This is a genomic window from Intrasporangium mesophilum (genome assembly GCF_054783095.1).
This window is the reverse complement of the sequence record NZ_BAAGRF010000012.1, coordinates 17,285-39,517: the sequence shown is the minus strand read 5'-3', so window position 1 is coordinate 39,517 and position 22,233 is coordinate 17,285. Positions and strand designations below refer to the sequence as shown.

Genomic DNA, 22,233 nt, shown 5'->3' with positions numbered 1-22,233 from the left:
AACCAAGGGGTGATCCACATGTCCGCACTCGTTCGCGGTGTCGCCGACCGGAGCCGAGTCCGGCTGGTCGTGCTCGCAGTCGTGTCCGCGTTCCTGCTCTCGCTCGGGGTGGTGACGGCGCCCACGGCGCGCGCGGCGGTGATGTTCGGTCACGACATCTCGTGGCCCCAGTGCGACGCGCTCGCCGGGCGTGCAGGCCCGCCGATGCCACCTGCGGACACGCAGTTCGTGGTCATCGGCCTGACCAACGGCCTCCCCTTCACCGAGAACCCGTGCGTCGCCGGTCAGGTGACGTGGGTCCGCGACCGGTCCAAGCCGGCGCAGGCCTACACGATGGCCGGCTTCCCGACGAGCGCCCAGCTCAACACCTACGGGAGCCAGGGGCCGTGGTCGTCGACGACGCGCGCGGGCCGCCTGTCGAACGTCGGCTACGCCGAGGCCAGGTATGCAGCCTCGACCCTGAGCCGGATCGGCTGGAAGCCTCCGGTCGTGTGGGTCGACGTCGAGCCCCGTCCCGCGCAGCCGTGGCCGTCGTCCACGTGGGCGCAGCGCGTCGAGAACCGCTATGTGATCGAGGGGCTCATGCGCGGTCTGCGCGACTCGGGATACTCCTACGGCCTCTACTCGAATGCGTCCGGATGGCAGGCGATCACGGGGAGCTGGCGGCTGCCCGGCGTGCCCGTGTGGGCAACGGCGGGGACGCTCGACTACCCGAACGAGGCGCTGGACAAGTGCACCCAGGCAAGCTTCTCCGGCGGCCGCGTCTACCTCTCGCAGTGGTGGGACAGCAACCGCGACTACGACCGTACGTGTGGGACGTACGCCTTCACCTCGCTGGCGATGCCGCCATCGTCGCTGTCCGGGTCGACCGGCGACTTCAACGGGGACTGGAAGAACGACGTCCTCGCGCGGTGGACGTCCTCCGGTGTGCTCAAGCTGTATGCCGGAAACGGCGCAGGCAGTCTCTCGCTCGGCACCCAGGTCAGCACCGGCTGGGGTGGCTTCAGCGCGATCGACACGGTCGGCGACTTCAGCGGCGACGGGGCCCTCGACCTGCTGGCCCGACAGACCTCGACCGGGGACCTGTGGCTGTACCGCGGCAACGGCAAGGGCGGCTGGATCCTGCCGCGGGTGCGGGCCGGCACCGGCTGGCAGGTCATGAACGCCATCGTCGGCGTGGGCGACTTCGACGGCGACGGCCGGGCGGACATCGTCGCGCGCGTCGCCTCGAACGGCGACCTCTACCTCTACCCGGGCAACGGCACCGGAGGCTTCCTGCCGCGGGTGCGGATCGCGACCGGCTGGAACCGCTACGACATCGTGCTCGGCGCCGGCGACGTCAACGGTGACGGGCGGGCGGACCTGATCGCCCGGGAGCGGTCGACCGGACGGCTTTGGCTGCACACCGGCAACGGCGCGGGCCGGATCGCGACGTCGACGGCGATCGGATCGGGCTGGAACGGGATGACGGCGATCATGGCCCCCGGCGACTTCACCGGTGACCGCGTGCCCGACGTCCTGGCGCGTGATGGAGCCGGCAACCTCTGGCTCTACCCGCGGACGGGGACCGGCGGATGGTCCGCCCGCTCGCGCGTCAGCACCGGCTGGAACATCGTCAACGCGATCTTCTGACGCGGCCTCGCGCTCCGATCTCGCGTGAGGTCTCGCGTGAGGTCTCCCATGAGGCCTCCGTGAGGTCTCCCGTGCACTCTCCCGCGAGATCACCAGCCTTCACGTAGCGCACTCCCAGTGCGACCGGGCAGGATCCGACTGTGAGGACCTTGGTCCGGCTCGGGGTAGTGGCTGCCGTGCTCGTGACCAGCACGGCCCTCGCGGCCTGCACGCCGAGCGCTCCGGTCGCCGGGCCGGCGGCCGGGCCGACCGCGACGCCCTCCGCCGCCACGGGCACGCCGACCACGACAGGCCCCGGGACGGCATACAGCCCCACACCGGGCACGCTGCCCTACGCGCACGACGGCGCGAACGACCTCACCGGTGCGGCCCGGCACGCCCGCCACCTCGTCTACGTGCCGAACCAGCTGTCCGGCACGGTGCAGGTCATCGACCCCCGGACCTACCGGGTCGTGGCGACCTATCGCGTCCCGGCCTCTCCCGAACACGTCGTGCCTTCGTGGGACTTCACCCGGCTGTGGGTCAACTCCGACAAGGGCAACGCCCTGACGCCCATCGACCCGCGCACCGGCCGGGTCGGGCGCCCGGTGGCCGTCGCCGACCCCTACAACCTCTACTTCACCCCCGACGGCAGGTACGCCCTCGCGATGGCCTCGCGCGACCGGGCCATCAACGCCCTCGACCCGCGCACGATGAAGCGCGTCCGCTCGCTGAAGGTGCCGATGTGCGCCGGCGTCAACCATGCGGACTTCACCGCCGACCTGACCACGTTCGTCGCCAGCTGCGAGTTCAGCGGGCGCCTCCTCGTCGCCGACGCCCAGGCGACGCACGTCCGGAAGGTCATCGACCTCAACGCCGTGAAGACGCCGGGCGCGACCCCGCCGGGGATGGGCTCGATGAGCGGCCCCCGAGCCGGACTCGTCCGCGGCGCGTCCTCCATGCCGCAGGATGTCCGGCTGACACCCGACGGTCGCTGGTTCATGGTGGCGGACATGCTGCGCAACGGCGTGTGGTTCATCGACGCGTCGACGTTCACCGTCGACCACTTCGTGCACACCGGCCTCGGGGCGCACGGGATCTACCCGAGCCGCGACGCCAGACGGGTCTTCGTCAGCAACCGCGACGCCGGGACGATCACCGTCTTCGACGCGAGGTCCAACCGGCCCGTCGCCCTCTGGCGCCTCCCCGGCCACGCCACGCCCGACATGGGCGGCGTCACGGCCGACGGGTCGCAGCTGTGGCTGAGCGGGCGGTACAGCTCCGAGGTCTACGTCATCGACACGAGGACCGGCCGCCTCCTGCACCGCATCCACACCGCGGCCGGACCGCACGGCCTGCTCGTGTGGCCCCAGCCGGGGCGGTTCTCGCTCGGACACACGGGCAACACCCGCTGAGCCGCATCCGGCTGGGTCCGACAGCCGGGCCGACGCGTTCGGCGCACTCTCATCGGACACCCAGGCACCGGCGGCACGATCGGCCCCATGCCGTTCGAGCCGACTGACCTCGTCACGTCGTGGACGGCCGACCCGCTGGGCCTGGCACTCGTCGGCCTGGCCGCCGGCTGGTACCTGTGGCAAGTCTGGCGCGCGCACCGCAGCGGCCTGCACTGGCCCGCCTGGCGGGTCGCGCTGTACCTCGGCTTCGGGGTCGGCACGCTGGCGTATGCCGTCTGCGGCCCCCTGGCCGTGTACCGCGGCGACCTCTTCTGGGTCGGCGCCCTTCAGGTGGCCACGCTCGCAGCCCTGACGCCCGTTGGCCTCGCGCTCGGCGACCCGGTCACGCTGCTGCGCCGCCTGCACCCGGACCATCCGCACTGGCTCGTACGCGCCCTCGAGGGAGGCGTCGCTCGCGTGCTGATGTTCCCGGTCGTCAGCACGGTCCTGGCCGTCGGGACCCTGCTCGCCGTCTTCTACACCCCGGTGTTCGTCGACTCGACCCGGTCCCGGCTCGTCGAGGCGGGTCTCGACGTGGCCCTGCTCGTCACCGGGCTGCTCTTCGTGCTGCCGCTCATGACCGACGAGCTGCTACCTGCCTGGGCCGGCCCCGGGGTCCGGACGTTCCTGGCCTTCGCCGACGGGCTGTTCGACGCCATCCCAGGCATCCTCATCATGACCTCGGGTGTCGTGGTGGCCAAGGGGTATGCCGGGTTCGCCGGCGCGTCCGACCCGCTTCAGGACACCCATCTGGGCGGGGGCGCGCTCCTTGCCGTCGCCGAGTCGGTCGGGCTGCCGGTCATCGCCGTGACGTTCGTGCAGTGGACCCGCAGCGACGACCGAGAGGCGCGTGAGGTCGACGCCCTGCTCGACATCGAGGCGGCCCGAAGAACGGCCGCGCAGAGCGCCCGCACGACCACGACCCCAGCGCCCGAGTCCGATGCCGGGGCCGAGGCCGCTGCCGGGGCCGCTGCCGATGCCGGGGCCGAGGCCGCTGCCGGGGCCGGGGCCGAGGCGAGCGGCCTGTGGTGGGAGACCGACCCGCGCTTCGCAGGTAGGTACGGACCACGCCACGACTGAGTCGACAAAAAGGTCGAGTGGTCACTTCGTTGCGAAGTGACCACTCGACCTGAGTGCGTCGGTCAGGCCTCGACCGGCGCCTCGGACTTCTCACCGGACGCGCCGTCGGTGCCGGCCGCGTCGCCCTCCGGGAGGACGGCCGCGAGGCTGAGCTTGCCGCGCGGGTCGATCTCCTTGAGCTCGACCTGAACCTTCTGGCCGACCTTGACGACGTCGTCGACGCTGTCGATCCGCTTGCCGCCCACGAGCTTGCGCACCTCGGAGATGTGCAGCAGGCCGTCCTTGCCCGGCAGGAGCGAGACGAACGCACCGAAGGTCGTCGTCTTGACGACCGTGCCGAGGAAGCGCTCGCCGACCTCGGGCATCTGCGGGTTCGCGATGGCGTTGATCGCTGCGCGGGCCGCCTCGGCCGACGGACCGTCGGTCGCGCCGATGAACACGGTGCCGTCGTCCTCGATCGAGATGTCGGCGCCCGTGTCGTCCTGGATCTGGTTGATCATCTTGCCCTTCGGGCCGATGACCTCACCGATCTTGTCGACGGGGACCTTGACCGTGATGATGCGCGGGGCGTACGGGCTCATCTCGTCCGGGACGTCGATGGCCTCGGCCATGACGTCGAGGATGTGCAGACGAGCGTCGCGGGCCTGGGTCAGCGCACCGGCCAGGACCGACGCCGGGATGCCGTCGAGCTTGGTGTCCAGCTGGATCGCCGTGACGAACTCGCGGGTGCCGGCGACCTTGAAGTCCATGTCACCGAAGGCATCCTCCGCACCGAGGATGTCGGTGAGGGCGGCGTACTGGGTCTGGCCGTCGACCTCGTCGGAGACCAGACCCATGGCGATGCCGGCGACCGGGGCGCGCAGCGGCACACCGGCGTTGAGCAGCGACAGGGTCGAGGCGCAGACCGAGCCCATCGACGTCGAGCCGTTGGAGCCGAGAGCCTCGGACACCTGGCGGATCGCGTAGGGGAACTCCTCGCGCGTCGGCAGCACCGGCATCAGGGCACGCTCAGCGAGCGCACCGTGGCCGATCTCGCGACGCTTCGGCGACCCCACGCGGCCGGTCTCACCGGTGCTGTAGGGCGGGAAGTTGTAGTTGTGCATGTAGCGCTTGCGCGTCACCGGGGACAGCGTGTCGAGCTGCTGCTCCATCTTGAGCATGTTCAGCGTCGTCACACCCATGATCTGGGTCTCGCCGCGCTCGAAGATCGCCGAGCCGTGCACCCGCGGCAGCACCTCGACCTCGGCGCCCAGGGCGCGGATGTCGGCGAGGCCACGGCCGTCGATGCGGACCTTGTCGCGCAGGATGCGCTGGCGCACCAGCTTCTTCTGAACCGACCGGAACGCCGCCGACAGCTCCTTCTCGCGTCCCTCGAACTGCTCGGCGAGCTGAGCCTTCATGGACTCCTTGATGGCGTCGAGGCGGTCCTCGCGCTCCTGCTTGCCCGCGATCGTCAGGGCCGCGGCGGTCTCCTGCGAGACGGCGCCCTCGACGGCGGCATACGCGTCGTCCTCGTAGTCGAGGAAGATCGGGAACTCCTCGACGGGCTTGGCCGCACTGGCGGCGAGCTCAGCCTGCGCGTCGCACAGGACGCGGATGAACTTCTTGCTCGCCTCGAGGCCCTCGGCCACGACCTCCTCGGTCGGCGCCTGCTTGCCCTGGCTCTTCACGAGGTCCCACGTCGACTCGGTCGACTCCGCCTCGACCATCATGATCGCGACGTCGTCACCGACCACGCGGCCGGCCACCACCATGTCGAAGACGGACTTCTCGATGTCGGAGAAGTTCGGGAAGGCGACCCACTGGCCGTCGATGAGCGAGACGCGCACACCGCCGATGGGGCCGGAGAACGGCAGGCCCGAGATCTGCGTCGAGGCGCTCGCGGCGTTGATGGCCAGCACGTCGTACTGGTGGTCGGGGTTCAGGGAGAACACCGAGATGATGACCTGAACCTCGTTGCGCAGGCCCTTCTTGAAGGTGGGGCGCAGCGGGCGGTCGATGAGGCGGCAGGTGAGGATCGCCTCGGTCGACGGGCGCCCCTCGCGGCGGAAGAACGAGCCGGGGATCTTGCCGATGGCGTACATCCGCTCCTCGACGTCGACCGTGAGGGGGAAGAAGTCGAACTGGTCCTTCGGCGTCTTGCCGGCCGACGTGGTCGACAGCAGCATCGTGTCGTCGTCGAGGTAGGCCGTGACGGCGCCGCCGGCCTGCCTGGCCAGGCGTCCGGTCTCGAAGCGGACCGTTCGGGTGCCGTAGCTGCCATTGTCGATGACGGCCTCGGCGAAGGTGATGTCTGGACCCTCCATGTGGGCCCTCGCTTTCTTTTCTCTCTTGTGCCCACACACATCGTCGTTGTGTGCGTGGTTTCTCTTCTGGGCCAGATGGCCCCGGTGCGCCAGCGGCTCGGCCGTGGTGCCGCACCTATGACGAAAGGCGGTCGCCGCGTCTCGCGGGGACCGCCTTTCGTCACGTGTTCATCGACGCAGGCCGAGTCGCTTGATCAGCGAGCGGTAGCGCTCGATGTCCGTCGCCTCGAGGTAGCGCAGCATGCGCTTGCGGCGACCGACCAGCAGCAGCAGGCCGCGCCGGCTGTGGTGGTCGTGCTTGTGGGCCCGAGCGTGCTCGGTGAGGTCACGGATGCGCTGCGTGAGCAGGGCGATCTGGACCTCCGGGGAGCCGGTGTCGCCCTCGGTCGTGGCGTACTCGGCGATGATCTGCTTCTTCACGTCAGTTTCCAACGGCATGGATGACCGACTCCTTCTTGAATCGTTGCGCGGTGCTCCAGGGCATGTCCACCTGGGCGCTGTATGGTCCGCGGCCGATCGACGGCACCCCCAAGACTAACAGCGGCGTGTCTGCCGCCCTAATCGACGAGCACGGGGGTCCGTGCCTCGCCAGCTCCCCGTCGCGCCGGCCTGCGGTCGCGTCGCGGCCCGCGCGTACGCCCGGAATGTCCCACACGCCCACGCGTATGCCGGTGCACTCGGTCCCGGTCGCTCGTTAACTCATGGGTTCGGCGGGGTATGCCCCCATTGCTCAGGGAAATTCCATCGAAGGAGCCAAACAACACCATGATCATTCTCGGCATCATCCTGCTGCTGATCGGATGGCTGGCCAACATCGGCATCCTCACCACCATCGGCATCATCCTCGTGGTGATCGGCGCGGTCCTGTTCCTCCTCGGCGCCACCGGGCGTGCCGTCGGGGGCCGGAAGCACTGGTACTGATGCGCTCCGGTCAGGGCTCGATCCTCGCCTGACGAGCAAGCCCCTCGCGCGACGCGCGAGGGGCTTCCTCGTGTCCGGGGCCGCCCGGCGACCGGCGTAGCGACCGGCGTGGCGACCGGCGTGGCGACCGGCGTAGCGACCGGCGTGGCGACCGGCGTGGCGACCTGACCGGCGACCGGTACCGGTCCGGTTTCCTACCGGTCAGAGGTTGATCATGTGACCTGCGATGCCCTCGATGGCTTCCTTCATCGCCTCGCTGAGCGTGGGGTGCGCGAAGATGTTGCGCGCAACCTCGTCGGCGGTGAGGTCCCACTGCTGGGCGAGCGTCAGCGCGGGCAGCAGCTCGGTCACCTCGGGGCCGATCATGTGCGCGCCGAGGAGCTCGTTGTGCGTCGCGTCGGCGACGATCTTGACGAAGCCGACGCCCTCGGCCATGCCGCGCGCCTTTCCGTTGGCGGAGAAGGGGAAGCTCGCGGTCTTGACGTCGTAGCCCAGCTCCTTGGCCTGCTCCTCGGAGTACCCGAACGACGCGATCTGGGGCTGGCAGAAGGTCGCCCGCGGGATCATGTCAAAGTTGATCTCCATCGTCTCGGCGTCCGCGATGGTCTCGGCAGCGACCACGCCCATCGCCTCGGCCGTGTGCGCGAGCATGAGCTTGCCGGTGACGTCTCCGATGGCGTAGATGCCCGGCACGTTGGTGCGTCCACGGGCGTCGACCGCGATCGCGCCGCGCTCGGTGAGGCCGACGCCGCTGTTCTCCAGCCCGAAGCCGTCGACGCGCGGGGCGAAGCCGATGGCGGACAGCAGCCGGTCGGCCTCGAGCACCTGTTGGTCGCCACCGGCGGCGGGGCTGACGGTCACGCGCACGCCGGAGCCGGTGTCCTCCACACCCTCGACCTTGGTGCTGAGCAGGACGTTGACGCCGAGCTTGCGGTACTGCCGGAAGAGCTCCTTGGACACATCGGCGTCCTCGGTCGGAACCATGCGGTCGAGGAACTCGACGATGGTCACGTCGACCCCGAAGTTCTTCATGACATAGGCGAACTCGACGCCGATCGCACCCGACCCGGCGATGATGACCGAGCCCGGGAGGTTCGGGTCGAGGATCTGCTCCTCGTAGGTGACGACGTTGGTGCTCACCTTCACGCCGGGCAGCATCCGCGTCACAGAGCCGGTCGCGATGATGAGGTTGTCGAACGAGACGTCACGCGTCGAGCCGTCGTTGAGAGCCACGCTCAGGGAGGTCGGCGAGGTGATGGTGCCCCATCCGTCGATCTCCTCGATCTTGTTCTTCTTCATGAGGTAGTGGACGCCCTTGGCGCTGGCGTCGGCGACGCTGCGGCTGCGCGAGTGGGTCGTGGCGTACGACATCGTCGCGTCGCCCTCGATGCCGAAGGTCTTCTTCTCCTGCGTGATGATGTGGGCGATCTCGGCGTTGCGCAGCAGCGCCTTGCTCGGGATGCATCCGATGTTCAGGCACACGCCGCCCCAGTACTGCTTCTCGACCACGGCGACCTTCTTGCCGAGCTGCGCCGCGCGGATCGCCGCGACGTAGCCACCGGGACCGGCACCGAGCACAACGACATCGAAATCAGCCATGGGCGACAGCCTATCTGGGCGCGAGCGGCCGCCGAGACCACGCCCACGCACGCGTGACACGCGTGCAGATCGGGTATGTCCAGACGGTGCGAACCGGCGTCGAACTCGCTGGGCCGCTCGCCCCATTTTCCCGCTTTGTGAGAGTAAGTTTCCGCGACGCACGGCTGGATCAGTCCAGCTCGACCAATGGAGGTCATTGCGTGAGTACAGCTCCGCATCGCCACGACGCGCCACCAGCGAACAAGGGCCTCCTGGCCATCGCCGGCGTGCTCCTGGCCATCCCGATCATCGCGCTCCTGCTCGTCAGCACCTACGCCAAGGACGAGCCGCGCCTCGGGGGGTTCCCCTTCTTCATCTGGTACCAGTTCCTCTGGGTCTTCATCACCGCGGCGTTCACCTACAGCGCCTACCGCCTGGTGCTCAAGGCGCGGCCACACCGGCCGATGAACCCCGAGGGCGACACGTACCTCGACGACGACCCGACCGGGCTCGGAGGTGAGGACCGATGAACACCGGCATCGACTGGGTGGCCCTCACCGTCCTCGTCTTCTTCTTCGTCGTCGTCGCGTGTGCCGGCTTCTGGGCGGCCCGATGGCGACGCCCGGCCAGCATGGAGAGTCTCGAGGAATGGGGTCTCGGCGGCCGCTCGTTCGGCACCTGGATCACGTGGTTCCTGCTCGGAGGCGACCTCTACACGGCATACACGTTCATCGCGGTGCCCGCCGCGATGTTCTCCGCCGGCGCAGTGAGCGGCTTCTTCGCCGTGCCCTACACGATCATCCTCTACCCGATCATCTTCATCTTCATGTCGCGGCTGTGGTCAGTCTCGCACCGCCACGGTTACGTCACGCCCGCCGACTTCGTGCACGGCCGTTCGGGGTCGCGTGGCCTGTCGCTCGCCGTTGCGATCACGGGGTTCATCGCGACGATGCCCTACATCGCGCTCCAGCTCGTCGGCATCCAGGCGGTCCTCGAGGTGGTCGGTGTGGGCAGCGGCGGCAACTGGTTCGCCAGGGACCTTCCGCTCTTCGTCGCGTTCCTCGTGCTCGCGCTCTACACCTACACCTCGGGCCTGCGTGCGCCGGCGATCATCGCGTTCGTCAAGGACATCCTCATCTACATCGTCATCCTCGTGGCGATCATCTACCTGCCCAGCAAGGTCGGGGGGTGGACGCACGTCTTCGACGCCGCCCAGGAGAAGATGGCCAAGCCGACCGCCGCCACCGGCAAGCCCGGCGTCTTCATCCCGGCCAGCGGGCAGTACTGGGCCTACGCGACGCTGGCCCTCGGCTCCGCGATGGCGCTGTTCATGTACCCGCACTCGGTGACGGCGAGCCTGTCCGCCAAGAGCCGCAACACGATCCGCAAGAACGCTTCGATCCTGCCGGCATACTCCTTCCTGCTCGGCCTGCTGGCCCTGCTCGGGTGGGTCGCCATCGCCGCAGGGACCAAGCCGATCGGGCTCGACGGCAAGCCGAACCCGCAGCTGGTCGTGCCGCAGCTGTTCGAGGACTTCTTCCCGTCGTGGTTCGCGGGAGTCGCCTACGCAGCGATCGCGATCGGCGCCCTCGTGCCCGCCGCGATCATGTCGATCGCCGCGGCGAACACCTTCACGCGCAACATCTACAAGGCCTGGCTGAAACCGCAGGCGACCGTCGCGCAGGAGGCCAAGGTCAGCAAGGTGACCTCGCTCGTGGTCAAGGCGTTCGCGCTGCTGTTCGTCCTCGTCCTCGACAAGCAGAACGCGATCAACTTCCAGCTCCTCGGTGGCATCTGGATCCTCCAGACGTTCCCGTCGGTGGTCTTCTACCTCTACACCAAGTGGTTCCACCGCTGGGCCCTGCTCGCCGGCTGGGCCGTCGGCATGATCTACGGCACGGTCGCGGCCTACAACGTGTCGAACCTGACGACCGCCCACTTCGCAGGATCGACGGCCAACATCCCGGGCATCGACCAGATGGGCTACATCGCGGTCACCGCCTTCGTCATCAACATCGTCGTCGCGGCCGTGCTCACGCTCATCCTCCGTGCGGTCAAGGCGCCCGCCGGCAAGGACGAGACGATCCCGGCCGACTACTTCGCCGACGCGGGCGACCCCCGAGTGCAGAAGATGCCGGTGATGGTGCACGAGACGACGCCCTCCGCCTGACGGGCTGTCGAGCACCACATCGGGTATGCCGGAGGGCCGGGTCAGCGTGGACCCGGCCCTCCGGTCACGCCAGGACGCCCCCGAGAAGTGCGTCGGCGAGGCGGGCTCGCCAGGGCGTCCTCAGCTGCGTGGTCGCTCGGGTGGCAGCGCAGCGACCGCGGCGTCGACGTCCATGCCGGCCACCTGGAGCAGGTCGACGACCGCCGACCGGATCTGGGCCAGGACGGTCTCCGTGGCCAGGCTGTCGGTCCGCGGCACCTCCCCCGTCGCGGTCGCCACCCGCAGCAGCGCGGGCCGGCCGACCTCCGGTGAGGCATTCTCGGCGAGCGCCCGACCCATGACGTCCGTCGCATCCGCGAGCTCGAGGATGAGCCGGTCGTACCCCTCGGGCAGCTCCTCCCCACGCCCGACCGCCACGGTGACCCGGCGCACCAGCACCCGAACGCTGCGCATCGCCCGGTCGAGCGGCTCCACGAGGTCGACCATCCTTCGCACGCCAGCGGCGTGCTGCCGCGAGAACGGCGACGACGCGATGACCGAGAGCCCCTCGTCCGCGGCCGAACGAAGCTCGCGCAGAAGGGACTCCGTGCCGCGGGCTGACGCGAGCACCTCCGCGGCCGCCTCGACGTCGCCGTCCTGTGCGCTCGCTGCGGCTCGGCGCAGCAGCTCGCTGATCTTGCGTGTCACCTCCGAGGCCACGACGCGCGGGCGACGCAGCGGCGCCTGCGGCACGACGGTCGCCGCGACCAGCGCCACAGCGCCGCCCAGCAGCGCGTCGGTCCACCGCGTGAATGCCTGGCCCGGGCTGGGTGCCAGTGCCGCGATGACGATGCTCTGCACGGCCGCCTGCGTGACGAGCACCGGACCGCCGTCGAGGAGAGTCGCCAGGCTCATGGAGACGAGAACGACGAGCGCGATCTGCCAGGGGCCGGTCCCGGCGACGTGGACGAAGAGGTCGGCGGTGAACACACCGACCGCCACGCCGACGGCCACCTCGAAGACTCTTCGCAGCCGTTGGCCGTACGACATCCCGAGGCAGACGACAGCCACGATCGGGGCGAAGAACGGCGTCTTGTGGCCGATGACGTCGGCGGCCAGCCACCAGGCCACACCGGCTGCCACGGCACACTGGACGAGCTGGAAGTTGCGCGACCAGAGCCGCTGGAACCGGGTCCGGACGCTGAGCCTGCTTCGGTCCCAGGCGCGGTCGAGCGCGTCCACAACCGGGGCGTCACTCCTCAGGTAGTCGTCCACGCCTCGTGCCCTCTCCCAGTCGGCCGTTCTGAGCCTCGAAGCCTCGAAGCCTCGAAGCCTCGAAGCCTCAGAGCCCCAGCGCCATCAATGCCTCAGGTCGTTCAGAGGCCCAGAGTCAGGATGGCATCGAAGATCCGTCGGACTGCAGGCGCGGCCCCCTTCGATCCGCTGCCGCCCTGGCTCACGACGACGACCACGGCACACTTCGGCCGCGTGATTGTGCCCCCGCTAGCCCTCCAGATCGGGGAACCAGATGGCGATCTCGCGTGCCGCGGACCCCGGCGAGTCGGAGCCGTGCACGATGTTCTGCTGCACCGCGAGGCCCCAGTCGCGGCCGAAGTCGCCGCGGATCGTGCCGGGGAGCGCCTCGGTGGGGTTCGTCGCTCCCGCGAGCGCCCGGAAGCCCTTGACGCAGTCGTGGCCCTCGATGACCACGGCGGCGACCGGACCCGAGCTCATGAAGTCGACGAGCGGGCCGTAGAAGGGCTTGCCCTCGTGCTCGGCATAGTGCGCCGCGAGCATGTCGCGGTCCGGCGTGAGCACGGAGAGGCTCACGAGGACATACCCCTTGGCCTCGATGCGGCGCAGGACCTCTCCGGTGAGGCCGCGCTGGAATCCGTCGGGCTTGACGAGGACGAGTGAGCGTTCGGTGGTCACGCGGTCACCTTATCGGCCCGCCGGCGGCCGGCTGACCCGCCTGGCGCGCTCCGGCCGATCAGGCTTCCGGGGCGCTCTGCGCGGCCTCACGCCGGGCGACCTCGGCGTCGATCTTGCCGCCCTGGAGCAGGCAGGTCACCCACAGGGCGAGGAAGAACAGGCCGACCACGAGCATCATCGGCACGATGAAGGCGCTGAGGAGCACGAGCGCCTGGACGACCCAGCCCAGGGTGAGCCCCCAGGGCCGCCGCATCGTTCCGGCGGCGATGATCGCGAGGACCGCGAGGCCGAGGCCCACGACGAGGTATGCCGTGCTCCGACCCGCGTCGTCGGCCGCCGCCGAGATGCCCCGGGCGACGAGCGCCCCGAGCAGGACGCAGATCGACTCGCCGGCAAGCACCGTGGCGAGCATCCGCCACGTGAACTTGCCGGTCTGGCCGTAGAACCTGATGCGGCGCATGAGTCTGTCGTGTCCTTGCTGCTCAGTAGTGCTGGGAGGTGTCCCAGGTGCGGATGATGGCCTGCGCCTCGGAGCTGCTGGCGCCAGTGGCCTCGGCATAGAGCGACATGGCGTCCTCACGGCGACCCGCGAGGATCAGCTCGGAGATCCTTGCCCGGCCCTCGTCGGTGAGGCGCCCGTCGGAGAAGGAGGCCGCCGCGTCGCGCACACCCGGCCCGCGCCCGGGCACGAACCACGCGTCGACGGCCTTCTTCGCGTCGGCGAGCGGCGCGCCCGTCGCCTCACGGTAGATCTTGATCGCGTTGATCTTGTGGCCCGCACTGATCTCGCGGCTGACCTTGGCGCGGACCTCGTCGGTCAACCCGACGAGGGTCCGCTCGGGGTCGCGACGTCCGACGACGCGACCCCAGATCACCACGATGACGAGGATGACCGCGAGGATGAGGACGAGTTTCACCAGCGGGTGCATGGGTCCCAGCCTAGAGGCGAGCCGGACAGGCTCAGACGTCGGTGACGCCGAGCAGCATGCGCACCTCGCCCGCGGTGATGACCGAGCCCGTGGCGATGACGCCACCGCCCATGCCCTCCGACTCGGCCAGCGTCACGGCCTGCTCGAGCGCGTCAGGCAGGTTGGGCACGACGGTCACCCGCGACTCCCCGAAGATGTCGACCGCGAGACGGCCGAGCTCCTCAGGGCTCATAGCCCGCGGCGACGAGCTGCGGGAGACGACGACGTGGTCGAGAGCAGGCTCGAGCACCTCCAGCATCCCGGCGGCGTCCTTGTCGGCGACGATCCCGACCAGGCCGACGAGCCTGGTGAAGGCGAAGGCCTCCTCGAGCGCGGCCACGAGCGAGCGGGCCCCGTGCGGGTTGTGCGCCGCGTCGACGAGAACCGTCGGCGACCGCCGGACGATCTCGAGCCGGCCCGGTGAGGTCATCGAGGCGCAGGCGGCGGCGAGCACCTCGGCGTCGATGGCCTGCTCTCCTCCCCCGACGAACGACTCGACCGCGGCAACCGCCGTCGCGAGGTTGCTGGCCTGGTGGGCACCGTGCAGCGGGAGGAAGAGGTCGGCATACTCCCCAGCGAGCCCACGAAGGGCGACCTGCTGGCCGCCGATGGCGACCTCCCGGGCGAGCACGCCGAAGTCGTTGCCCTCGAAGACGATTCGCCCGCCGACCTCTTCAACGCGCTCGATGAGGACGCGGGCGACATCCTCGTCCTGGACTCCGGAGACGGTCACGGAGCCTGGCTTGATGATGCCGCTCTTCTCCTCCGCGATCGACACGACGTCGTCGCCGAGCAGGTGGGTGTGGTCGAGGTCGACCGGGGTGACGACCGCGACCTGGGCGTCGACGACGTTCGTCGCGTCCCACGAGCCGCCCAGCCCCACCTCGACGATGGCCACGTCGACCGGCGCGTCCGCGAAGGCGGCATAGGCGACCGCGACGAGGACCTCGAAGAAGTTCATCCGACGTCCACCGGTCTCGAGCGACCGCGCGTCGACGAGCTCTACGAGTGGTGCTACGTCGTCGTAGGCTGCGATGAACTTCGCCCGCGGGATCGGCTTGCCGGACAACGTGATCCGCTCGCGGAGGTCGTGCAGATGCGGCGAGGTGAATCGCCCGGTGGAAAGACCCATCTCGCGCAGGATCGCGTCGATCATCCGGCTCGTCGAGGTCTTGCCGTTCGTGCCGGTGAGGTGGATGACGGGGTAGGCGCGCTGGGGGTCTCCGGCGAGGTCCATAACGGACTGGATGCGTTCGAGCGAAGGGCCGATGTCGTTCTCAGGGGCGCGGGCGAGGATCTCCTCCTCGATCTCGCGCATCCGCTTGAGCTCCTCGAGGTTGCGAGCCGCCTCCTGCTGGGCGGCGTCGGGACGGCCGCTCACGCCGGGTCCTCGACCGGCTCCGCGCCGGCCAGCTCGCGGGCGCCTGGGGCGTCTGCCTCGCCGCCGAGATCACGGCTCATCCACACACTGACCGGCAGTCCCGATCCACCTGACTCCCGGTGAGTCTCCACGAACCCGTGGCGGGCGTAGAACCCGGCGGCCTGCAGGTTGCCCTCGATGTGGGACAGGACGATCCGTGAGTGCCCAGCCTCGCGGGCGCGCTCGACGACTGCCTCCATCAGCCGGGACCCGATGCCATGGCCATGGTGGTCGGGAAGGACGTACAGCTTCCAGAGGACGAAGTCGCCGCCCTGGGGGCCGAACGTCGCGACGCCGATGACCTCGTCGTCGGCCACGGCGACAAGGGTGCGTCCCTTGCGGATCGAGTCCGTGACGACGTCGCTGGTCCACCACTTGGCCAGGCCCATCGCGACGTACTCCGGACCGGTGATCGGCTCGTAGGTGGCCAGCCAGGTGCGATGCCCCACCGACAGCACCCCGGCGAGGTCGTTGCCCGTGGCGAGGCGGACGACGAGAGCGTCACTCATCGCTTCACCACCACGATGCGCGCCGCGTGGTTGTCGCCGACGACCACATCGGTGCCCGAGCCGTCCGGCAGCGGGTGGTCCGGGCCGGCCGACGCGAACTGGCTGGCGAGGGTCTCGGCGACGATCAGCTCGCGGTGCGTGACGGTCGCCTCGAAGACCTGCGGGTCGCCCGAGATGGTGAGGCTGATCCGGTCGCTCACGTGCAGCCCGGTGTCGCGCCGGGCCTGCTGGACGGCGCGGACCAGGTCGCGTGCGACGCCCTCGGTCGAGAGCTCCGGGGTCACGTGCGTGTCGAGCACGACGAAGCCGCCCGAGGGCAGCATCGCCGTCGCGACCGACCCGTCGGCGTCACCAGCGACGACCGTCTCGACGACGTACTCGCCCTCGACGAGCTCGAGCCCACCGGCGGTGACGACGCCGTCCGGACCGACCGACCAGTCGCCCGACTTGCTCCCCTTGATCGCCTGCTGGACGTCCTTGCCGAGGCGCGGACCGGCGGCCCGGGCATTGACGGTGAGGCGCTGGGCCACACCGAAGTCAGCCTCGCTCGCGGTGGCGAGGTCGACGAGCGTCAGGGTCTTGACGTTCAGCTCGTCCTGGATGATCGACCGGAACTGCTCGAGCGCCGCCGCGTCACGGACGACGACGGTGAGCTCGGCGAGAGGCAGTCGGGCGCGCAGGGCACGGGCCTTGCGCAGGCTGGATGCGACCGAGCACACCTCGCGGGCGCGGTCCATGGCCGCGACCAGCTCGTGGTCGGCCGGTAGGTCCTCGGCCCGGGGGTAGTCGGTCAGGTGCACCGAGCGCTCGCCGGTGAGCCCCCGCCAGATCTCCTCCGTGACGAGCGGGAGCAGCGGCGCGATCGCGCGGGTCACGGTCTCCAGGGCGGTCCACAGCGTGTCGTAGGCCGCGAGCGACTCCTCACTCTCGCCGCCCCAGAAGCGGTCGCGAGAGCGCCGGATGTACCAGTTGGTCAGCACGTCGAGGAAGCCGCGCATCGTGTCGCAGGCGGCGGCGATCTCGTAGCTGTCCAGCTGCTCCTGCATGTCCGCGACGAACTCGCCGAGCTTGGCGAGCAGGTAGCGGTCGAGGACGTCGGTCGACGAGGTCGAGTGCTTGGCGTCGTAGCCCTGGCCCCCGCGCGCGGTGTTGGCGTAGAGCGCGAAGAAGGACCAGGCGTTCCACAGCGGGATCATCACCTGGCGCACGCCGTCCCGGATGCCCTGCTCGGTGACGATGAGGTTGCCACCGCGCAGGATCGGGCTGCTCATGAGGAACCAGCGCATCGCGTCGGCGCCATCACGGTCGAAGACCTCGGTGACGTCGGGATAGTTGCGCAGCGACTTGCTCATCTTCTGGCCGTCGGACCCGAGGACGATGCCGTGGCTGACGCAGCTCTTGAACGCCGGCCGGTCGAACAGAGCGGTCGCGAGGATGTGCATGGTGTAGAACCAGCCGCGGGTCTGCCCGATGTACTCGACGATGAAGTCGCCCGGGAAGTGATGCTCGAACCAGGCAGCGTTCTCGAACGGGTAGTGCACCTGGGCGAAGCTCATCGAGCCGGAGTCGAACCACACGTCGAGCACGTCCTCGACGCGGCGCATGGTCGAGCGGCCGCTCGGGTCGTCAGGGTTCGGACGCGTCAGCGAGTCGATGAACGGCCGGTGCAGGTCGGTCACGGGGACGCCGAAGTCGCGCTCGAGCTCCTCGAAGGAGCCGTACACGTCGATCCGCGGGAACTCGGGGTTGTCCGACCTCCACACCGGGATCGGGCTGCCCCAGAAGCGGTTTCGCGAGATCGACCAGTCACGCGCGTTGGCCAGCCACTTGCCGAACTGTCCGTCCTTGATGTGCGCCGGCGTCCACTCGATCTCCTGGTTGAGCTCGAGCATCCGCTCCTTGATCTTGGTGACCTCCACGAACCAGCTCGACACCGCCATGTAGATCAGCGGCTGCCGGCAGCGCCAGCAGTGCGGGTAGCTGTGGTCGTAGGTCTCCCGGCGCAGCAGCACGGTGCCGGTCGTGACCGAGCCTTGGTCGCCTTCGCCCCGGGTGGCGGCCTTGAGGTGGTCGATGATGTGGAGGTTGGCGTCGAAGACGTGCATGCCTTCGTAGTCGACGACCGGGAAGGTGAAGCGGCCCTCGGCGTTGACCGGCACGACGGGCGCGATGCCCTCGCGGTCGGTGACGAGCTTGTCCTCCTCACCGAAGGCGCCGGCGCTGTGCACGAGGCCCGTGCCGTCGGTCGTCGTGACGAAGTCGGCCTCGACCACGCGGTGGGCGTGCTCGTGACCTTCGTAGTACGAGAAGGGTGGCGTGTAGGAGCGCCCTATGAGCTCGGATCCCTTGAGCCGCTGGACGATCCGGTCGCCTGCGTCCTGGCCGAACTCTCGCTGGTAGGCCGCGAGGCGGGCGTCGGCCACGATGTACCGCTCGAGCGTGCCGGTGTGGTCCGACTCGACGACGACGTAGTCGATGTCGGGGTGGACCATGATCGCGAGGTTGGCGGGCAGGGTCCACGGGGTGGTCGTCCAGACGAGCGCCAGCTCACCGGTCTCGAGTCGCAGGCCGACCGTGACGGCGGGGTCCTGCCGCATCTTGTAGACGTCGTCGTCCATGCGCAGCTCGTGGTTGGACAGCGGCGTCTGGTCGTTCCAGCAGTAGGGCAGCACGCGGAAGCCTTCGTAGACCAGGCCCTTGTCGTACAGGGTCTTGAAGGCCCAGATGACCGACTCCATGTACCCCGGCTCGAGGGTCTTGTAGTCGTTGTCGAAGTCGACCCAGCGGGCCTGCCGCGTGACGTACTCGCGCCACTCCCCGGTGTACTTCAGCACTGAGCTGCGGCAGGCCTCGTTGAAGGTGTCGATGCCGAGGTCGATGATGTCCTGCTTGGTCTTGAGGCCGAGCTGGCGCTGCGCCTCGAGCTCGGCGGGCAGGCCGTGGGTGTCCCAGCCGAACCGGCGCTCGACGCGGCGGCCGCGCATCGTCTGGTAGCGGGGGACGATGTCCTTGACATAGCCGGTGAGCAGGTGGCCGTAGTGCGGCAGGCCGTTGGCGAAGGGCGGCCCGTCGTAGAAGACGAACTCGTTGTCGCCGTCGACGCCGGGGTCGCGGCCCTCGACGGACGCCATGAAGGTGCCGTCCTGGTCCCAGTACGCCAGGACCCGCTCCTCGATCTCGGGGAAGCGAGGGTTCGACGGGACACCGGCACCTGCACCGGTGGCGGACGGGTCGGTGGTGACCTTCGGGTAGGCCATGGGTCGTGGTCTCCTGGCAGCTGGCGGGACGTGGACGTGTTCCGTTGTCACAGGGACGACGTCGCCCCTGAGCTCCGCCGCGGTGCCACCCCGCTTGCCGCACCCTGTCGACGGAAGCCCGCCGGCCGGCATACGACCACTCTTGCCGAAGGCTGTGACGGGCCCACCCGTCCGGTTCTAGTGAGCACCCACCCAGCCGAGGCGTGGGTGCCGTTCTTCCGGAGGCTCGCCGCTGATGACGGCTCGAACGCCTGTGCGCCCCAGTCTAGCCTGACGGTGTGCCCCTCCTGCCCGAGCGCGCCGCGCGACGCGAGGTGGTCGATGCCGACGTCAAGCGGACCTATGCCGTCGACGCGACCGCGGCGGTGACGCCTCCCCCGACGGACTTCGCCGTCGTGCGGGCGCGCGACCTGGGCGACGTCGTCGACGTCCTCGAGCACGCGCAGCGCACGCGCACCCCTGTCGTTCCCCAGGGGGCCCGCACCTCCCGCGCCGGCGGGGCGGCCGCCTCAGAGGGCTGCATCGTGCTCAACGTCGAGGCCCTCGACACCATCCACGACATCGACCCACTCGAGGGGTATGCCGTTGTCGGCCCCGGCGTCGTCAACGCCGACCTCAAGCGGGCGGCCGCCGACCTGGGCCTCTTCTACGGCCCCGATCCGGCCTCGACCGAGACGTGCACGATCGGTGGCAACGTCGCGACCAACGCAGGCGGCCTGTGCTGCGTGAAGTACGGCGTGACCTCCGACTGGGTCAAGGCGCTGCAGGTCGTGCTGCCCGGCGGGGAGGTGATGCGCACCGGCCATCGCACCGTCAAGGGTGTGGCCGGCTATGACCTGACGGGGCTGTTCGTCGGGTCGGAGGGCACGCTCGGGGTGGTCACCTCGGTGGTGGTCCGGCTCGAGCCGGCACCCGACCCCGCGCTGACGGCACTCGCCGTGTTCGACTCGCTCGACGCGGCGGTGGCCGGCATCGTGGCACTGCGTAGCGACCGCCATCGGCCGTGTCTCCTCGAGATCATCGACCGCACGAGCGTGCACGCGATCCAGTCCTTCGGCGACTTCGGCTTTCCCGCTGACTGCGAGGCTGTGCTGCTCGTCCAGTCGGACCGCCCTGAACATGTGGCCGAGGACGTCGCCCGGTATGCGGCTCTCCTCGGGGCTGCGGGGGCCATCGAGATCGCGGTCGCGGACGACGCGCAGGAGTCGGACGCGCTGCTCGCCGGGCGGCGCGTCATGAGCACCGCCTTCGAGGCGATGGGCGCCCGGCTGGCCGAGGACGTGTGCGTGCCGATCGCAAGGCTGGCTGAGTTCGTCCGCGGCGTTCAGTCTGTGGCTGAGCGTCGCTCAGTGCTCATTCCGGTGAGCGGTCATGGCGGTGACGGCAACCTGCACCCGTCGATCGTCTACCCACGAGACGACCCTGGCGCATCGGCCCGCGCTTGGGCGGCGTTCGACGACGTCATCCGGCTCGGCCTCTCGCTCGGCGGGACGATCACCGGTGAGCACGGCATCGGCACCGTCAAGGTGCCCTGGCTCGAGCTCGAGCTCGGAACCGCCGAGGTGGCCCGCCAGCGCCGCCTCAAGGCGGTCTTCGACCCGCTCGGTGTCATGAACCCCGGCAAGGTCTTCGCCGCACCCCAACCCCCAGTCGAGTGAGCGCCCATCCCCACTGGCTTCACCAGCCCCACCCGGCCGGTCGAGTGAGCGCCCCGTCCCACCAGCCCCACCACCGCCCCCGCACGAACCCCAGTGGTCGAGCGAGCATCCAGCCCCACTGGCCTTACCAGCCCCACCCGGCCCACTAGCCCCGCACGACCCTTCTGGTCGAGTGAGCGCCAGGTCCCACCGGTCTCACCCGCCCCACTGCTCCCAGTGACGGGTGTGACGGGAAGCTCACTCGACTGTTCGGTGGGACGGCCGGGTTAGCGTGGGTGATGGCTCGGAGGGCTCGGACGGGTCGCTTGGTGACCGCGGTGTCTGCCGCGCTGGCCATGGTCGTCGCTGTCGTGGGCTGCACGCAGTCGCTCGACCCAGCGCCCCCGCAGAGCTCGGCCCAGGCCGCGTCACCGTCGCGGGCGACGAGCAACGCCGGCCCGTCCTCCTTGCCACTCCCGAGATCGACCGCGCCGCCTTCACCGCCCGGCGGTCCGTCACATCCGACGCCGTCGCGCACGGCGCAGGTCGCGGCACCCTTCGACGCGGACCACGTCGTCGCCGGCATCCGGGACCTGGCGAGCCTCGGGCCTCGCGACGCGGCGAGCCGTGCCCACGACGAGGCAGCGGCATACGTGGCGGCGCGGCTGCGGGCTGCCGGGTACCACGTGACGCTCCAGCAGTTCCGGGTGCCTGCCGGCGTGTCATGGGGTGTGCGCGTGCCCGCCGGTACTGCGGTCAACCTCCTCGCCGACCCGCCGGGGTTCGACTCCAGACGACCGCACGTGGTGGTGGGTGCCCACCTCGACACGGTGCCCCAGTCGCCCGGCGCCGAGGACAACGCGTCGGGGCTCATGGTCATGGCCGAGGTGGCACGCATGGCTCGAGAGCAGCCAGCTGCCCTTCCGGTGCGGTTCGTCGCCTTCGGCGCCGAGGAGGCCCGGGGCGGAAATGGCACGCTCTATGCCTTCGGCTCCCGCCACTACGTCTCGACCCTCGACCCGGAGGAGCGCCGCGCGACTCGCGGCATGGTGGCGCTCGACCGGGTCGGGGTGCGGACCGCTCGGGTGCCGGTGTGCTCCGGCGGGCGGGGCACTCCCGCTCTGGCACAGGCCATCCGGGGCGCAGCGGGTCCCGTCGCGACCCGCTCGTGCACCAATCGAGCCAGCGACCACGTGTCCTTCGAGGCCGTCGGCATCCCGGCGGCCCGGCTCGGGAGCGTGCCGTATGCCGCTTACCACTCCTCGCGGGACGTGCCCTCGGTCGTCGACCGCGGACAGCTGGAACGCACCGGCGCGGTGCTCTGGTCGTGGCTGCGGTCGGCGCGGCCCTGACCCTTCGGTCCACACCTTGCCCCGCCCTGACCTGGACGGTGCCCCAGAGCGCCGGCGGA

Annotated in this window: 18 protein-coding genes; 8 read left to right on the top strand and 10 right to left on the bottom strand. The window is 69.9% G+C overall.

Annotated elements, in window-relative coordinates; translation table 11 throughout:
* The first annotated feature begins 18 nt into the window (after positions 1–18).
* From ACYVLP_RS10900 to ACYVLP_RS10890, 3 genes are all read left to right on the top strand, one after another.
* Complete coding sequence (locus ACYVLP_RS10900) at positions 19–1,632, top strand: FG-GAP-like repeat-containing protein (protein WP_460627365.1); 1,614 nt, start codon at positions 19–21, stop codon at positions 1,630–1,632.
* Positions 1,633–1,772: 140 nt separating this feature from the next.
* Positions 1,773–3,026 (top strand): YVTN family beta-propeller repeat protein, encoded by a 1,254-nt coding sequence (locus ACYVLP_RS10895; protein ID WP_460627364.1) that lies wholly within the window; start codon positions 1,773–1,775, stop codon positions 3,024–3,026.
* A gap of 87 nt (positions 3,027–3,113) precedes the next feature.
* Positions 3,114–4,145, top strand: a complete 1,032-nt coding sequence (locus ACYVLP_RS10890) for a cytochrome c oxidase assembly protein (protein ID WP_460627363.1) — start codon at positions 3,114–3,116, stop codon at positions 4,143–4,145.
* A gap of 62 nt (positions 4,146–4,207) precedes the next feature.
* Here ACYVLP_RS10890 and ACYVLP_RS10885 read toward each other — a convergent pair whose 3' ends face one another.
* Complete coding sequence (locus ACYVLP_RS10885; protein WP_460627362.1) at positions 4,208–6,451, bottom strand: polyribonucleotide nucleotidyltransferase; 2,244 nt, start codon at positions 6,449–6,451, stop codon at positions 4,208–4,210.
* Between the two features lie 168 nt (positions 6,452–6,619).
* Positions 6,620–6,889, bottom strand: a complete 270-nt coding sequence (gene rpsO / locus ACYVLP_RS10880) for a 30S ribosomal protein S15 (protein ID WP_452271110.1) — start codon at positions 6,887–6,889, stop codon at positions 6,620–6,622.
* Between the two features lie 327 nt (positions 6,890–7,216).
* Here rpsO and ACYVLP_RS10875 point away from each other — a divergent pair, with 327 nt between their 5' ends.
* The gene (locus ACYVLP_RS10875; protein ID WP_452271111.1) at positions 7,217–7,372 is read left to right on the top strand and encodes a DUF6131 family protein; all 156 of its coding nucleotides are present in this window, start codon (positions 7,217–7,219) and stop codon (positions 7,370–7,372) included.
* A 201-nt stretch (positions 7,373–7,573) separates the two neighbouring features.
* On the opposite strand, the gene lpdA is transcribed toward ACYVLP_RS10875, so the two are convergent.
* Positions 7,574–8,971 carry a dihydrolipoyl dehydrogenase gene (gene lpdA / locus ACYVLP_RS10870; RefSeq protein ID WP_460627361.1) on the bottom strand — a complete coding sequence of 466 codons (1,398 nt, stop codon included), beginning with the start codon at positions 8,969–8,971 and terminating at the stop codon, positions 7,574–7,576.
* Between the two features lie 200 nt (positions 8,972–9,171).
* On the opposite strand from lpdA, the gene ACYVLP_RS10865 reads away from it, so the two are divergent.
* Positions 9,172–9,480, top strand: coding sequence for a DUF3311 domain-containing protein (locus tag ACYVLP_RS10865; protein WP_460627360.1), 309 nt, complete (start codon positions 9,172–9,174; stop codon positions 9,478–9,480).
* Entirely contained in the window at positions 9,477–11,120 is a 1,644-nt protein-coding gene (gene mctP, locus ACYVLP_RS10860; RefSeq protein ID WP_460627359.1) for a monocarboxylate uptake permease MctP, read from the top strand. Before ACYVLP_RS10865 ends, mctP begins: the two co-directional genes overlap by 4 nt.
* A gap of 120 nt (positions 11,121–11,240) precedes the next feature.
* Here mctP and ACYVLP_RS10855 read toward each other — a convergent pair whose 3' ends face one another.
* The 7 genes from ACYVLP_RS10855 to ileS all read right to left on the bottom strand — a co-directional run bounded on the left by ACYVLP_RS10855 (position 11,241) and on the right by ileS (position 19,185).
* Positions 11,241–12,374: an FUSC family protein gene (locus tag ACYVLP_RS10855; protein WP_460627358.1), complete on the bottom strand. Its 1,134-nt coding sequence runs from the start codon at positions 12,372–12,374 to the stop codon at positions 11,241–11,243.
* Between the two features lie 228 nt (positions 12,375–12,602).
* Complete coding sequence (gene ndk, locus ACYVLP_RS10850; protein WP_460627357.1) at positions 12,603–13,031, bottom strand: nucleoside-diphosphate kinase; 429 nt, start codon at positions 13,029–13,031, stop codon at positions 12,603–12,605.
* A 58-nt stretch (positions 13,032–13,089) separates the two neighbouring features.
* Entirely contained in the window at positions 13,090–13,491 is a 402-nt protein-coding gene (locus ACYVLP_RS10845) for a DUF4233 domain-containing protein (protein ID WP_460627356.1), read from the bottom strand.
* A gap of 22 nt (positions 13,492–13,513) precedes the next feature.
* Positions 13,514–13,960, bottom strand: a complete 447-nt coding sequence (locus ACYVLP_RS10840; protein WP_460627355.1) for a hypothetical protein — start codon at positions 13,958–13,960, stop codon at positions 13,514–13,516.
* Positions 13,961–13,991: 31 nt separating this feature from the next.
* The gene (locus ACYVLP_RS10835) at positions 13,992–15,380 is read right to left on the bottom strand and encodes a bifunctional folylpolyglutamate synthase/dihydrofolate synthase (RefSeq protein ID WP_460627354.1); all 1,389 of its coding nucleotides are present in this window, start codon (positions 15,378–15,380) and stop codon (positions 13,992–13,994) included.
* Positions 15,377–15,928, bottom strand: a complete 552-nt coding sequence (locus ACYVLP_RS10830) for a GNAT family N-acetyltransferase (protein WP_460627353.1) — start codon at positions 15,926–15,928, stop codon at positions 15,377–15,379. Before ACYVLP_RS10830 ends, ACYVLP_RS10835 begins: the two co-directional genes overlap by 4 nt.
* Positions 15,925–19,185, bottom strand: coding sequence for an isoleucine--tRNA ligase (gene ileS / locus ACYVLP_RS10825; RefSeq protein ID WP_460627352.1), 3,261 nt, complete (start codon positions 19,183–19,185; stop codon positions 15,925–15,927). The genes ACYVLP_RS10830 and ileS overlap by 4 nt, the downstream gene beginning before the upstream one ends.
* 278 nt (positions 19,186–19,463) lie before the next feature.
* Between ileS and ACYVLP_RS10820 the strand changes: the two genes are divergently transcribed.
* Together ACYVLP_RS10820 and ACYVLP_RS10815 are read left to right on the top strand one after the other, a co-directional pair.
* Entirely contained in the window at positions 19,464–20,843 is a 1,380-nt protein-coding gene (locus ACYVLP_RS10820) for an FAD-binding oxidoreductase (RefSeq protein WP_460627351.1), read from the top strand.
* A gap of 308 nt (positions 20,844–21,151) precedes the next feature.
* A complete protein-coding gene (locus ACYVLP_RS10815; protein ID WP_460627350.1) occupies positions 21,152–22,174 on the top strand; it encodes a M28 family metallopeptidase in 1,023 nt (340 codons plus the stop codon).
* The last annotated feature ends 59 nt before the right edge of the window (positions 22,175–22,233 follow it).

Excerpts from the sequence above, each read along its gene's own strand:
- ACYVLP_RS10900 (WP_460627365.1), top strand. The coding sequence starts at position 19 with ATGTCCGCACTCGTTCGCGGTGTCGCCGACCGGAGCCGAGTCCGGCTG.
- ACYVLP_RS10890 (WP_460627363.1), top strand. The coding sequence starts at position 3,114 with ATGCCGTTCGAGCCGACTGACCTCGTCACGTCGTGGACGGCCGACCCG.
- ACYVLP_RS10885 (WP_460627362.1), bottom strand. The coding sequence starts at position 6,451 with ATGGAGGGTCCAGACATCACCTTCGCCGAGGCCGTCATCGACAATGGC.
- rpsO (WP_452271110.1), bottom strand. The coding sequence starts at position 6,889 with ATGCCGTTGGAAACTGACGTGAAGAAGCAGATCATCGCCGAGTACGCC.
- ACYVLP_RS10875 (WP_452271111.1), top strand. The coding sequence starts at position 7,217 with ATGATCATTCTCGGCATCATCCTGCTGCTGATCGGATGGCTGGCCAAC.
- lpdA (WP_460627361.1), bottom strand. The coding sequence starts at position 8,971 with ATGGCTGATTTCGATGTCGTTGTGCTCGGTGCCGGTCCCGGTGGCTAC.
- mctP (WP_460627359.1), top strand. The coding sequence starts at position 9,477 with ATGAACACCGGCATCGACTGGGTGGCCCTCACCGTCCTCGTCTTCTTC.
- ACYVLP_RS10845 (WP_460627356.1), bottom strand. The coding sequence starts at position 13,491 with ATGCGCCGCATCAGGTTCTACGGCCAGACCGGCAAGTTCACGTGGCGG.
- ACYVLP_RS10840 (WP_460627355.1), bottom strand. The coding sequence starts at position 13,960 with ATGCACCCGCTGGTGAAACTCGTCCTCATCCTCGCGGTCATCCTCGTC.
- ACYVLP_RS10830 (WP_460627353.1), bottom strand. The coding sequence starts at position 15,928 with ATGAGTGACGCTCTCGTCGTCCGCCTCGCCACGGGCAACGACCTCGCC.
- ileS (WP_460627352.1), bottom strand. The coding sequence starts at position 19,185 with ATGGCCTACCCGAAGGTCACCACCGACCCGTCCGCCACCGGTGCAGGT.